The sequence below is a fragment of the Peribacillus simplex NBRC 15720 = DSM 1321 genome, from assembly GCF_002243645.1.
Lineage (GTDB): Bacteria > Bacillota > Bacilli > Bacillales > DSM-1321 > Peribacillus > Peribacillus simplex.
This window is the reverse complement of the sequence record NZ_CP017704.1, coordinates 427,277-440,301: the sequence shown is the minus strand read 5'-3', so window position 1 is coordinate 440,301 and position 13,025 is coordinate 427,277. Positions and strand designations below refer to the sequence as shown.

Sequence of the window (13,025 nt, the reverse complement as noted above, 5' to 3'; positions counted from 1 at the left end):
ACGATGAAAGAAATTTTACCGAATGAAGTGAAAGCATTATTGAAGGGAGATTCACCAGTCCATATTATTGATGTGCGGGAGGTGGATGAAGTAAAGGCAGGGAAAATACCAAATGCTTTGAATATCCCGTTGAGTCTAGTGGAATTTAGATTGCAGGATCTGGATAAATCAAAAGAATATATCATCGTCTGCAGGTCAGGGGGCAGAAGTTCAAGGGCCGCACAGTTACTTGAGAATCATGGATATAAAGTGTTGAACATGATGGGTGATATGAATGAATGGGAAGGTCCCATAGATTAATTTTACATCTGAATATACCCCCACACCTATGAAAATTCAAGGAGGAAATAAAATGATTAACACAAATTCCGTTTTGGATGCTAAAGGTTTAGCTTGTCCAATGCCAATCGTAAAAACGAAAAAGGCCATGAATGGCCTTGAAGCGGGGGAAGTATTGGAAGTTCAAGCGACTGATAAAGGGTCAACTGCCGATATGAAAGCATGGGCGGAAAGTTCAGGTCATCAATACTTGGGTACGGTTGAAGAAGGAACCACACTAAAACATTATCTTCGGAAAGCAAGCGGAGAAGAAACAGAAGTGAAGAAGCATGAAAAAATCATTTCAAATGAAGAACTTCTTCAAGTAATGGAAGTAAATCGAAATACGATCATCCTGGATGTACGAGAATCTGCAGAGTACGCTTTTAATCATATTCCAACAGCTAAATCCCTTCCTTTGGGTGAATTGGAACAACGAATGGGTGAACTTGATAAGAAGTCAGAGATTTTCGTGATTTGCCGTACTGGCGGCCGAAGCGATCTTGCTGCACAAAAACTGACAGCGGCTGGATTTGAACAGGTATTCAATGTTGTACCCGGCATGAGTCAATGGAACGGTCCTTCACAAAAATCCGTTAATGAATAAAAGAGACTATTAAATGGAGGAATATATCATGACTAACAAAGTAGCTATAATCGCAAGTAATGGTGGTTTATTTGACGCATATAAAGTGTTTAACATCGCAACGGCAGCGGCAGCAACAGATCAAGAAGTGGCCATTTTCTTCACTTTCGAAGGCTTGAACTTAATTCATAAAGAAGCGAATGGACAACTTCCACTGCCTGAAGGTAAGGAGCATTTTGCCGAAGGCTTTAAAAAGGCTAATGTTCCTTCAATTCCGGAATTAGTTACTATGGCACAGGAAATGGACGTCAAGTTTATTGGGTGTCAAATGACCATGGACGTTTTGGGCATGGAAAAAGAAGCTTTCGTTGACAGTATCGAAGTAGGTGGTGCGGTCACATTTTTAGAGTTCGCTAAAGATGCTGATGTTACATTAACTTTTTAATGAAGGTAAATTTTTTTGAAATTCTTAATACTATAGGGGGTATGTGAGATGACGATTAAGCAAATGACAGCCGCTGAGGTTTCAAAGAAACTAAACAATAAAACTGACTTATTTATTTTGGATGTTCGAAATGAAAGTGACTTTAATGATTGGAAAATTGAAGGGAAGAATTTCAAATTCCTTAATATCCCATACTTTGATCTACTGGATGGTGTGGAAGAAATTCTCGATCAAATCCCGGCCAAGAAAGAAATCCTTGTAGTATGTGCAAAGGAAGGCTCATCTGTTATGGTAGCTGAAATGTTATCTGAAGCTGGATTGGATGTTTTTTATTTAAAGGGCGGCATGAAAGCATGGAGTGAACACTTGGAACCAGTGAAAATTGGCGAATTGACCAATGGCGGCGAAATTTACCAATTTGTTCGACTAGGTAAAGGCTGTTTATCTTACATGGTCATTTCCAATGGTGAAGCAGCCATTATTGATTCAACAAGAATGATTGATGCCTATCTTGACTTCGCCGATGGTATCGGAGTGAAAATTACACATGTTCTGGATACGCACCTACATGCCGATCATATTTCAGGTGGAAGACGAATAGCCGAAAGAACAAATGCAGCTTACTGGCTGCCGCCAAAAGATGCGGCTGAAGTAACTTTTGAATATCAGCCATTAGAAAGCGGTAAAGGGATAACGGTCGGTCATACAGCGATTGATATTCAATCATTATACTCCCCGGGCCATACCATTGGATCCACTTCATTTGTGGTAGATCAAAAATACTTGCTAAGCGGGGATATATTATTCATCGATTCCATTGGCAGACCGGATTTAGCTGGATTGGCTGAGGATTGGGTAGGGGACTTGAGAGAAACACTGTATATACGTTATAGAGAATTATCAGACGATTTAATCGTATTGCCATCTCATTTCATGATCATCGATGAATTGAATGAAGACGGAAGTGTCGCTAAAAAGTTGGGTGCGCTGTTTGCTGACAATCATGGATTGAACATTGTAGATGAAACGGAATTCAGAGAACTGGTAACAGGTAATTTACCGCCTCAACCAAACGCTTATCAAGAAATTCGCGAAACCAATATGGGGAAAATCGAGCCTGATGATGAAAAACAACGCGAAATGGAAATAGGACCAAATCGTTGTGCGGTTCGCTAATACTGATAAAAATAGAAGCCAAGAAAATAGGAGAGATGAAATATGCATTCAGATAAAGTGTTAGATGCTAAGGGACTAGCTTGTCCAATGCCGATTGTTAAAACGAGAAAAGCCATGAATGATTTGCAAACCGGGCAAGTGTTGGAAATACATGTAACCGATAAAGGAGCTAAAGCCGACTTAGCGGCTTGGTCAAGATCCGGTGGCCATGAACTGGTGGAAATGGCAGAAGAAAATGATATACTGAAATTTTGGATCAGAAAAGGCTGTTAAAGAGAAGGGAACCATTAGGGTTCCCTTCTTTTAAGGGAGGCACTTACAATGGAGATTACCTTTATCATTACCATCTTTTTGATTGGTTTTATAGGTTCATACGTTTCTGGAATGCTCGGCATCGGAGGCTCGATAATAAATTATCCAATGCTGCTGTTTATTCCCCCAATCATCGGTTTAGCGGCATTTAGTGCACATGATGTGACAGGTATAAGTGCTGTACAAGTCTTATTCGCTTCCATCGGAGGTATATGGAGCTATCGTAAGAGCGGACATTTAAATAAAACGCTTATTCTCTATATGGGGATCAGTGTTTTAATCGGAAGCGTGGTTGGAAGTTTTGGATCACGATCGATGTCGGAAAACGGAGTGAATATCGTCTATGGCGTTTTGGCGTTGATAGCAGCTGTCATGATGTTCATACCGAAGAAAGGGATAGATGACATTCCTTTGGATCAAGTTTCCTTCAACAAATGGCTTGCTGCCATCCTTGCCTTAATCGTTGGTTTAGGTGCTGGTATAGTCGGTGCCGGAGGAGGCTTTCTATTAGTTCCAATCATGCTTATCGTTTTAAGAATTCCAACCAGGGTAACGATTGCGTCTTCATTAGCGATCACTTTCATTTCATCCGTTGGTGCAACAGCAGGGAAAATCTCGACGGGACAAGTTGATTACTATCCGGCATTGATCATGGTCGTTGCTAGTTTAATGGCATCTCCGCTCGGGGCGATGGCCGGTAAAAAAATGAATGTAAAAGTCCTGCAAGTCATACTGGCTCTATTGATTTTAGCGACGGCCGTGAAAACGTGGGTGGAGATCATGTCTTGAGGAACTTCTTTGACAGGGAAGGGGTCGTGGGTTCGAATCCCTCACAGGTCATCAACTACCAAAGGCTCAAATCCTTGATATAACAGGGATTTGGGCCTTTTTTATTTTGTCTTACTGGATGCCTTTAGATCAACTATAGTGATTTGCTCACATTTTGCTAACGGGGCAGCATTCCTGTTAGAAGGATGTTCGAAGTCTTGAAAGAAAAAGAGCCCTCTTGTATGATGCATGAGTGTCAACGACCATTGACTCAGCATCAAACAAGGAGGACTTCTCTATGCAGTTTAAATGGAATGAAAAAATTAATCAAGTTACTGAAAATACACTCGTTGTTGGTATGGATATTGCCAAGCGTGTTCATTACGCTTGTTTTGTTGATGAACGAGGGCGCGTGATAGAGTAAGCCTTCGCAGTACATCAATCAAAAGAGGGCTTTGAACACCTGTATGAAAAGATTCGTCAAACGATGAAGGAAGCTAAGAAAACAGAAGTAATTGTTGGAATTGAGCCAACAGGCCACTACTGGATGAACTTAGCTAATTTCTTAGATCATTACGGCATACCACTAGTCATGGTGAATCCAATGCATGTCAAACGATCGAAGGAACTGGACGATAATTTACCGACAAAGAACGATAAAAAAGATGCATTAGTCATCGCTCGTTTATTGAAAGATGGGCGTTTTAGCTATCCACGTTTATTAAAAGAAGTAGAAGCAGAACTTCGTATCGGATCTACTCTTCGTTCAAAGTTAACGGAAGATTTAGCGAGTATTAAAAACCGAATCATTCGTTGGCTTGATCGTTATTTTCCCGAGTTTACTCAAGTCTTTCCGGCTTTTGGAAAGATGGCTCTAGCTACATTGGAAATGACTCCGTTGCCACAGGATATCGATGGAAAAACCAGAATTTCAATACTCTGTTTAAAAGTAGAATAAAAAAATAATTCCCCTAATACACCGAGTGGTGCAAACCGTTGATACATCAATGTTTATAGAGGGAGTTTAGTTCATTAAGAATTAACACTTATTTTGGGAATTATTGTTATAATGAAGTGGATAATTTCGTTAGGAAGGTTGCTGTTCAAGTTGGTTACAGTTATGAAATCTAAAAAGACAGTAGTGATTATTGCTCTCGGTATAATATGTATAGCTATCGTTATAAATCTATTAAAGAAGGAATTATGGGTTGTAAACGAAGAGTTGTTAAAAGAAGAAGTGTTATCAATTGGACAATCCGTTGAAACAATAAATTTATTAGATGTAACACCGTTTGACTGGGATGTAGTATATTCCTTTGGACCATATACCCCGAAAGATGATATATATGAAACGGTAGGTTATAAATGGGATACTATTAGCGAAACTGTAAATGAAGGAATGAATCAGATTGTATTTTTGAACGATGGAAAAGTGGTCTGCTATTTATATGGTTATCCTGAGAATAATGGATATGGTATATCTTATGAATCTGAGAATTATAAAGATGCTGGTTATATGCTTAATATTAGGGATGATTTAAATTTTCAAGTAGAAAGAAGCGACAGTGTCGTTTATTTGAGAAACTAAGTAAGAATATGAGGCCTTCAACTAACAGGTGCTTTCTCAATAAAAGGTTGCTGCGGCAACCTTTTTCTTAATGAACTAAAGGGGCAGGTTCACTAGAATTGAGGTTAAAAATTTACTGATTGAACAAGCACTAAATATAGAATTACTTTCACACTTTTATCTGTTTCTGCTTCAAGTAAACCAAAGCATTCTGTACTTCTTATGTTACCACCATTAATTGCAGCAATGCTTAATCCAGATACATTATAATCTTCCATAAGCTTTTGAATGTTGATATTTTGTGTTTTCGTACTAACAACCCCAAAATTAACTCCTATGTACAAACGTTTAAAATGCAACTCCATTAAACTGCCCGTTTGTTGAATAAGAACCACTTATAATTTACTATATATTGAAGGTTGTTGGTTTTTTATCCTGAGAGCAACAATCTTTTAGAAAACAGCCTAACAAAAAAAGACTTTCTACATTGTTTAAATGTAGGAAGTCTTATCTATTAAAGTGATTTCAAATGTTCAATACGTTTTTCTAATGGTGGGTGTGTAGAAAATAGTCTGGAAAATTTCCCCTTACCACTAATTTTAAAGGCAGCAATAGACTTTTGGCTGTCATCAACCAAGTTCGTGGTATGTCTTAATGATTCTAAAGCGTGAATCATATTTGCCTTTCCACCTAAATCGGCAGCTAATTTGTCCGCTTTAAATTCACGTTTTCTTGAATGCCAAAAGATAATGGGACTGCTTAAAATACCGAATAGAATCTCGAAAACTATAGAAGATACGAAGTAAACAATACCGGCAACTTCTTCTCTTACAAAACTTGAAACGATTTTTGAGGCAATACGGGAGAAGAAAATAACGAACGTGTTTATCATTCCTTGCAAGAGTGTGGTTGTAACCATATCACCATTCTTAATGTGTGCTATTTCGTGTGCAATAACTCCACTAATCGCCTTTCGATCCATTCTTTCTAACATACCGCTTGAAACAGCTACTAAAGAACGCTTTTTGCTTGGTCCAGTAGCAAATGCGTTGACCTCTTGTGAATGATAAATACCAACTTGCGGCATACCTTTCAAACCAGCCGTATGTGCTAATCGGTAGGTTTCTTCCAATACAAAGCGTTCGTGATCGCCACGCGGGGAATGTTCATCAATTAATTGAACACCCATAACCCATTTCGCCATTTTACGGGACATTAACAAAGAAATGAAGGAACCAGCAAAACCGGCGATGACGCTAAAGGCAAGTAGGGAACCGTAACCACCGCCACCAATATAACTTTCTACGCCTAGTAACGTGGTGATCGTGGTAATGGTGATCAATACGAGAATATTAACGAAAATAAATAAGGAAATCCGTTTAAACAATTAAGCCCCTCCTAAAATATAATGAACCTTATCTTAATAAGGCGTTCATCAATAATGAAACAAACATTATAAAGCTATATACGAAAAAATAAAAAAAAAGTTTCAATAAAACTTCTCACCACTAAGAACAAAAAAAATTTTAGGCTATGTAACTTCATAGGGGAATTCAATTGCTATTCTTCGCCATTTCTCTTCCTAATTCGCAGCGAGAACCTTAATCGTTTGGATTTTAATGTATTTTTATGTAAAAAAATATAAAAAAGAAACTTATGGAAATTCAGGTACTTATGTATTAATATAAGTGGAGTAAATAGTTCGTTATAACGAATTTAGGGGGGCGTTTTGTGCGTAAAAAAGGTATATTGTCATTGGTTTCTGTAGGTCTATTTGCTTCATCATTGTCTGTAGGTGTGGTTAAGGCAGAAGGAAACGATAACGGCTTGGCGAGGAAGGCCTTTGAAAGCCAAGTGGAAAAGCCTCTTGAAAAAGGTATTATTGATTCTAAAACGTTTAATCAACTTGAAAAAAAAGTAAATGATTCTCAATCGGTTTCAGTTAAAGATTCTAACAAAATGGGTAGAATGAGTAGTTCTTCCAGTAGTAATTTTATTTTGGAAATTGAGCCCAATAACGACTTTGGTTCAGCAGATAATAGTTCTTATGAAAAATCATCTATTGGTCAGTTGCTTCCTATGAATGATTTGGATTTACATAAAGTGGTTGTTCCTAGTGATGGAGTTTTGTTAGTAGCAGGATTTACGGACTCATACTTTATTGATCTGGGATTCGGGGCAGTTCAAAAAGATTTTGTTGAAAACAATAACTTAGAATATTTAGGCTATGAGGAAGATGAGGATGGAGTTGAAATACAAGCGTATCAAGCTAAGAAGGGCACATACTATGTGGGTGTCATAGACCTAGACAACGAATATATTGACGATAATACAACAGAAGACATATACGCTATCGGAACTGGATTTGTAGACAATGTTAAACCATCTAAGCCAACTGTTTATAAGGTTGATAATAATGACAAAGTATTAACTGGAAAAGCAGAGGCCAGTTCTACTGTTACTGTTAAAAATGGAAGTAAGGTGCTAGGTTCAGCAAAAGCAACATCTAAAGGTACGTTCTCTATTAAAATACCTGTTCAAAAAGCAGGAACTAAATTAACAGTTACAGTTAAAGATAGTGCAGGCAATGTGAGTTCAAGTGTATCGGTAACTGTTGCTGATGTTGTCGCCCCAAGCAAGCCAACAGTAAATAAAGTAGATGATAACGATAAAGTTGTAAAAGGGAAAGCTGAAGCAAACTCAACTGTAACTGTTAAAGTAGGAAGTAAATCCATTGGTTCAGCAAAAGCTAGTTCTAAAGGTATCTACTCAGTTAACATTAAAGCACAGAAAAAAGGAACTACACTTTCTATAACTGCAAAAGATAAAGCAGGGAATACTAGTTCTAACAGAACGATTACAGTGGTAAAACATTAAAGGTTAAAAGTATACACAAGTCGAGGTTAACTCCTCGGCTTTTTATATTGGTTTTGGAATAATTTTCGCCACGATGGCATCTTAGAGGAGCTTAAGAAAAACCTTTATGAAGAAAGGAGAATGAATATGGAAAACTTAATGCAAATAACTCCTTTAGTGTTTTGGGCAGTAATAATAATAGGGGGAATTTACTTATTAGCAAGGTATATAAAGAAATGAAAAATATTTTAATATTCTTAGGGATTGTGGCCGTTTTAATTATAGGGGGAAGTATTCTCTATTTTTCCACACAACCTACAAGTGCGGAATTAGAATACTGAACAATTAAAATGGGATGTCCATAAATACTTAATCAATGAGGAGAACTATGTTGAAGACAACATAGAAGAAATTAAAGTGACTGATAACGCTAAGCTAAAAGGAAAGAAAAGATTTGAAATAGCTGTTGTATTTAAAGACGATAAAGACAGTGTATATTACTACCAGTATGATAAAAAATCCGGGAAAGTAGAACAATTTGCAGTGACAGGTAAAAAACACGGAGGAATAATAAAATAATTTACTTCAATAATGAAGGTTGCTGCTGCGGCAACCTTTTTCTTACGGAACAAACGGGGCAGCTAGTTAAAATGTCGGTTTAAACTATATACCTCTTTCTAATTTAACCTCGGTCTGCTTTAATTTAGTATTAATCACAAATTAACCCAACCATTTTTGGATATTTATGTTAATATCGACTTAAGTATCTAAACGATTGAAACATAGTAGTAAAAAGGTACGTAAATTCAATGAAGTCGACAAAATTATAAAAGGGGTAAGTTATGAGTAAAAAAACTGAAGAACAAAGTAAAATACAAAAACCTTCCCTGGATAGAGCCGGTCAAAGAGCGTTTATGGGAAATCCTGAGGAATTTAAACTTTCTTTTTATGGGATCTTTATGGCTCTCATTCCCATTATCATATTAGGAATTATCGTTTGGTTAAATTGGTAATGAACCAACACTAATTTAATATGGTATTTGAATGGACGAAAGTTGAAAACACGTATAAAAAGCCCCGATTAGAGGCCTTTTTGTATACTCGCTAACAACGTACTCTTTGTTGAATAAGAAGAAAGTAGTGAGGTAAATCCTCCCTGATTAAAGCTATCTGCTAAAATGGAGACGCAATTATCATTCCCATTTATTTATTGTAGGGGGTTAAATCAATTTCTTCGGCGACTCGTTTATAGAATACCGAATTCCCCTCGATATGATCCCACTGAAAAATACCAACAAATTGATACTTATTAGTTTTAAAAATGGGGTCCTTAACCTTCATAAATGTAATTCGATCTCTTGGTTTACCCTCCGGGAGGTTGAGCGGAATATAATCCTTTTCCATTCTTTTTTCTTCAATTTCTGTCCAATTTTTGTTAAAAAGGTTAATCCATCCTCGAGTATTTGAGACATTTCCTTGTCCAATGTCTATAGATAACTGGGGGAACCACATCATATAGCGTTCATTAAACTTCCAATAAGATTTTTGAAGACTATCATAATTCTTTCCTAGACAACGCATCGCCTCTGAAATTTTACGAAACGTAAACTCATCATAAACGGATAATGTACCCTTCTTGACTGCTAACGCTGCATAATCTACGTCTTCAGACCAAGGTAGTATCTTGCTGTTAGAAGCCAGTTTATTGATTAGTTGAACGATCTCTTCAATTTTAGTATGTATCATTTCTATTGAGTCGGTGGCATCTATTCGTTCAATCTTAATTTCATTTTCCTTAACTGCTTGAAACATTTTTCCAATCTCCAATGTTCGAATTTCATCATTAAGTGCGTTACTTTTGTGATGCCCTTCGTCACATTCAACCCCTAAATGAATCTGTGGGAAATATAGATCAAGCAAGGCGTATTTACCATCCGCTCGTTTCACATATTGTTGAGTAACAGGTTTTAAATCTAACCGATTTAATCGATTCCAAATCCTGTTTAAAATATAATTCTCATAATCTTTCCTTTTAGTCCTGGAAAATGTTCGAACTAAATACTCTCTTTTCGCATTCATCATTTCCCCCACCTTGATTAATCTAGCTTTTTGCTTCAAATATATTTTTATTCCATAAGAAAAAGAGTGACTGATCAGCACTTATAGTGAAGTCAGACACCCAGCCATCTAACAAATTTCATATAGGCCATATAATTCATATTATATCAGTCATTAGTCATTAAGAAAGAATTCCGCCCGGATAAAAACAAAATAGGAGATAATAAAAGTATATTACTTTTGTTTTTTTACTTGGTTTTAAAGCAACGTAATAAGCAAATTACTGACTTTCCTTTTTCTAATCATCTTACGAATTGAAGAACTTCGTCCTAAATAACTACGAATTTGCTTATTGTTTTTAAAAAGCCTGGTGTATTTCGGGTTGTAATAAACATCATTAAACCAATCATGTTCTTTTAACATTTCAATGTGTTTATTTTGTTTCTTGTTCAACTAACTCGCAAGTTAATTGAATACATAATTTTTAAAAAATGATAAGATTATTATCAGTCGATAATATTTTGTAAAGTGGTGGATTTATGAATATTTTAGAAAAGTTTGGTGATGTACCTAAAATAGAAACAGAACGTCTCATCCTTAGAAAAATCACATTAGATGATGCAGAAGATATGTATTTATATGCTTCGAATGAAGAAGTAACGAGATATGTAACTTGGGATACTCAATCTTCATTATCAGATACAATTGAATTTATAAATACGTTTTTACCTCAATATGATGCTCTATGGGGGATTGAGCTTAAAGAAAATGGTAAATTTATTGGAACAGTTCACTTTGTTTGGTGGCAGCCAGAACACAATAGTGCTGAAATTGGATATGTTCTATCTAAAGAATACTGGGGCAAAGGGTTAATTACCGAAGCAGCAAGGGCAATCACCTCTTTTGGTTTCGACAGTATGAACATAGTTCGTATACAGGCGAGATGTTTTTTAGAAAACAAGGGTTCAGAGCGTGTTATGAAAAAGTTAGGTATGTCTTTCGAAGGTATAAGTAGAAAGGTAATGTATGTTAAAGGGGAACATAAGGACTTAAAGGTGTACTCCATATTAAAGTTTTAGATGTATTTTTTATGCTTTATTACAGTGATATCGTTATTTAACAACAGTTATATATTGCGATGAATAAGTTTGTGAAGATTTACACTTAAAGTAACGGGGCGTTAGTTTAATAAGCAAATATTTTAAAATAGAACTTCCATTAAATTGGAAGTTCTATTTTTACGCCTAATATCAACATTGAACTTTAATAGAGCCTTGTTTTTTAATAATAATCCCAAGCGTTTTCATATAAGTCGAGAAGATCTGGTCTATTTAACGAATTGACGGGGATATCAACGTGCTTCCCCTTAATGGTTATATCTTGATCTTCATCTTTGCCAAAATAAAAGAGGGATGCAATCATTTCATTCGCAAGATAGGTTGTTTTCACTTCTAACTTAATATTTTCAACATCAAACTTTTCCCTGGATGCTAGTGTGAAGCCCCAGTTTCCAAACGAAGGAATATCTAAATGATAATTATCAACATATAACCCTGTGGATTTCACAGTGTTACTAATCGTCCAAAAAGCGGCCGTAGCAAATACAGGGGAAGTAGATTGAATAGAAACAAGGCCTGTTGGTGTTAGGTGGTTTCTAACTAAACTGTAGAATTCCCAAGTATAGAGTTTATTTAAGGATTCGTTATTTGGATCAGGTAAATCGACAAGAATTACATCATATAGGTCATCGGCATTCTTTAAATAATTAAAGGCATCTTTATTAATGATATGAACTTTTTTAGAGTGAAATGAGTTTTTATTTAACTTTGTCAAATGAGGGTTCTCCTTGGAAAGGTTGGTCATTTCAGGATCCAGGTCAACAAGTGTGATTTTTTGAATTTCTTTATACTTTAATAACTCCCTTGTGGCCAATCCATCACCACCACCAAGAACCAACACATTTGTTTTTTTGTCGGAAAGAGACATCGGAATATGAACCAGTGCTTCGTGATATCTATGTTCATCAGACTCAGCGAATTGGAGTTGTCCATTTTGGTATAAACGTAAATCACCGGTATCTTTCGTCATAATAATCTTCTGGTATTTAGTATCTTTAGAAAAAACAATAGGGTCTCTATAAAGCTTCTGTTCTAATGTATGTGCATACCTCTCACCATATAAAAATCCAAGTCCAATAACGACCGTTAATAAAATCCCCATCAGTCTTATATAGTTTGGTTTGATCTCTTTTTTAAAGGCAAAGCTTATCCAGAGGGCTACCACAATATTAATAAAGGCGATAAAGAATCCTGCCTTGATGAGTCCTAGAGTAGGTTTTAACCAAAATGCAAAAGCTACTGTCCCTATTAAGCTACCTACATAATCCCAACCCAACACATTCGCAGTCGATCCCTTTAAGTCCGAATCAATTTCTTCTGATTTACGAATAAGTAAGGGCAATTCTAATCCGGTAAGATAACCGGTAATAATAATTATTGCATATAAAAATACCTTTGCTGTTGAATCACCGAAATTAGCTTGTATGTAAAAAACTGAAAAGATGGAAAAGCCACCGATTAAAGCAATCAAGTATTCGGTTATAACGAATTTAGACATTAAGTGTCGATGGAATTTGCTACTATGCATAGCACCAATTCCCATTCCGCTTAAAAACAATCCAATTGTTAAACAGTAAAATTTTGTTGAATCACCGAAAAGATAGCCACCAGCTGCTCCATAAAGTACTTGGTACACAATTCCACATATCGATACAATCCCAGAAGACGTAAAGATTCTTCTTTTTTGTATGTGGTTTTCTCTCTCTGTCATAATGTTCTCTCCTTAATGTTTTATCTATATTAATTATTTAGATAAAAATCTATAGCAAAAAAATAAATAAGAATAATTCCACACCAAACAAAGAAAAAAGAATCTGAAAG

Annotated in this window: 15 protein-coding genes and 1 pseudogene; 12 read left to right on the top strand and 4 right to left on the bottom strand. The window is 36.1% G+C overall.

Features of this window, described 5'->3' with window-relative positions:
- Nucleotides 1-3: 3 nt before the first annotated feature.
- The 8 genes and pseudogenes from BS1321_RS02010 to BS1321_RS01975 all read left to right on the top strand — a co-directional run bounded on the left by BS1321_RS02010 (nucleotide 4) and on the right by BS1321_RS01975 (nucleotide 5,193).
- Nucleotides 4-300, top strand: a complete 297-nt coding sequence (locus BS1321_RS02010; protein ID WP_063236037.1) for a rhodanese-like domain-containing protein — start codon at nucleotides 4-6, stop codon at nucleotides 298-300.
- A gap of 52 nt (nucleotides 301-352) precedes the next feature.
- Entirely contained in the window at nucleotides 353-925 is a 573-nt protein-coding gene (locus BS1321_RS02005; RefSeq protein WP_063236036.1) for a sulfurtransferase TusA family protein, read from the top strand.
- Nucleotides 926-953: 28 nt separating this feature from the next.
- On the top strand, nucleotides 954-1,349 hold the full coding sequence (locus BS1321_RS02000) for a DsrE/DsrF/DrsH-like family protein (RefSeq protein WP_063236071.1): 396 nt from the start codon (nucleotides 954-956) through the stop codon (nucleotides 1,347-1,349).
- A 48-nt stretch (nucleotides 1,350-1,397) separates the two neighbouring features.
- Nucleotides 1,398-2,525 (top strand): MBL fold metallo-hydrolase, encoded by a 1,128-nt coding sequence (locus tag BS1321_RS01995; RefSeq protein ID WP_063236035.1) that lies wholly within the window; start codon nucleotides 1,398-1,400, stop codon nucleotides 2,523-2,525.
- Nucleotides 2,526-2,567: 42 nt separating this feature from the next.
- On the top strand, nucleotides 2,568-2,798 hold the full coding sequence (locus BS1321_RS01990) for a sulfurtransferase TusA family protein (protein ID WP_063236034.1): 231 nt from the start codon (nucleotides 2,568-2,570) through the stop codon (nucleotides 2,796-2,798).
- Between the two features lie 48 nt (nucleotides 2,799-2,846).
- Nucleotides 2,847-3,626: a sulfite exporter TauE/SafE family protein gene (locus BS1321_RS01985; RefSeq protein ID WP_063236033.1), complete on the top strand. Its 780-nt coding sequence runs from the start codon at nucleotides 2,847-2,849 to the stop codon at nucleotides 3,624-3,626.
- Between the two features lie 277 nt (nucleotides 3,627-3,903).
- Nucleotides 3,904-4,551, top strand: a pseudogene (locus BS1321_RS01980) (IS110 family transposase); the annotation flags it as partial.
- A 174-nt stretch (nucleotides 4,552-4,725) separates the two neighbouring features.
- Entirely contained in the window at nucleotides 4,726-5,193 is a 468-nt protein-coding gene (locus BS1321_RS01975; protein WP_063236485.1) for a hypothetical protein, read from the top strand.
- Between the two features lie 104 nt (nucleotides 5,194-5,297).
- On the opposite strand, the gene BS1321_RS01970 is transcribed toward BS1321_RS01975, so the two are convergent.
- Both BS1321_RS01970 and htpX read right to left on the bottom strand, forming a co-directional pair.
- Nucleotides 5,298-5,537 carry a hypothetical protein gene (locus BS1321_RS01970; protein WP_063236484.1) on the bottom strand — a complete coding sequence of 80 codons (240 nt, stop codon included), beginning with the start codon at nucleotides 5,535-5,537 and terminating at the stop codon, nucleotides 5,298-5,300.
- Between the two features lie 149 nt (nucleotides 5,538-5,686).
- Nucleotides 5,687-6,559 (bottom strand): protease HtpX, encoded by an 873-nt coding sequence (gene htpX / locus BS1321_RS01965; protein WP_063236483.1) that lies wholly within the window; start codon nucleotides 6,557-6,559, stop codon nucleotides 5,687-5,689.
- A 344-nt stretch (nucleotides 6,560-6,903) separates the two neighbouring features.
- Here htpX and BS1321_RS01960 point away from each other — a divergent pair, with 344 nt between their 5' ends.
- The 3 genes from BS1321_RS01960 (at nucleotide 6,904) to BS1321_RS27280 (ending at nucleotide 9,041) form a co-directional block, all read left to right on the top strand.
- Nucleotides 6,904-8,049 (top strand): Ig-like domain-containing protein, encoded by a 1,146-nt coding sequence (locus BS1321_RS01960; RefSeq protein ID WP_063236482.1) that lies wholly within the window; start codon nucleotides 6,904-6,906, stop codon nucleotides 8,047-8,049.
- A gap of 396 nt (nucleotides 8,050-8,445) precedes the next feature.
- A complete protein-coding gene (locus BS1321_RS27285) occupies nucleotides 8,446-8,607 on the top strand; it encodes a hypothetical protein (RefSeq protein WP_155726553.1) in 162 nt (53 codons plus the stop codon).
- A gap of 263 nt (nucleotides 8,608-8,870) precedes the next feature.
- Nucleotides 8,871-9,041 carry a hypothetical protein gene (locus tag BS1321_RS27280; protein ID WP_155726552.1) on the top strand — a complete coding sequence of 57 codons (171 nt, stop codon included), beginning with the start codon at nucleotides 8,871-8,873 and terminating at the stop codon, nucleotides 9,039-9,041.
- A gap of 190 nt (nucleotides 9,042-9,231) precedes the next feature.
- Here BS1321_RS27280 and BS1321_RS01955 read toward each other — a convergent pair whose 3' ends face one another.
- Nucleotides 9,232-10,110 carry an AbaSI family restriction endonuclease gene (locus BS1321_RS01955; protein ID WP_155726551.1) on the bottom strand — a complete coding sequence of 293 codons (879 nt, stop codon included), beginning with the start codon at nucleotides 10,108-10,110 and terminating at the stop codon, nucleotides 9,232-9,234.
- A gap of 515 nt (nucleotides 10,111-10,625) precedes the next feature.
- Between BS1321_RS01955 and BS1321_RS01950 the strand changes: the two genes are divergently transcribed.
- The gene (locus tag BS1321_RS01950) at nucleotides 10,626-11,165 is read left to right on the top strand and encodes a GNAT family N-acetyltransferase (protein WP_063236480.1); all 540 of its coding nucleotides are present in this window, start codon (nucleotides 10,626-10,628) and stop codon (nucleotides 11,163-11,165) included.
- Nucleotides 11,166-11,367: 202 nt separating this feature from the next.
- On the opposite strand, the gene BS1321_RS01945 is transcribed toward BS1321_RS01950, so the two are convergent.
- On the bottom strand, nucleotides 11,368-12,915 hold the full coding sequence (locus tag BS1321_RS01945; protein WP_063236479.1) for a polyamine aminopropyltransferase: 1,548 nt from the start codon (nucleotides 12,913-12,915) through the stop codon (nucleotides 11,368-11,370).
- Between the last annotated feature and the right edge of the window lie 110 nt (nucleotides 12,916-13,025).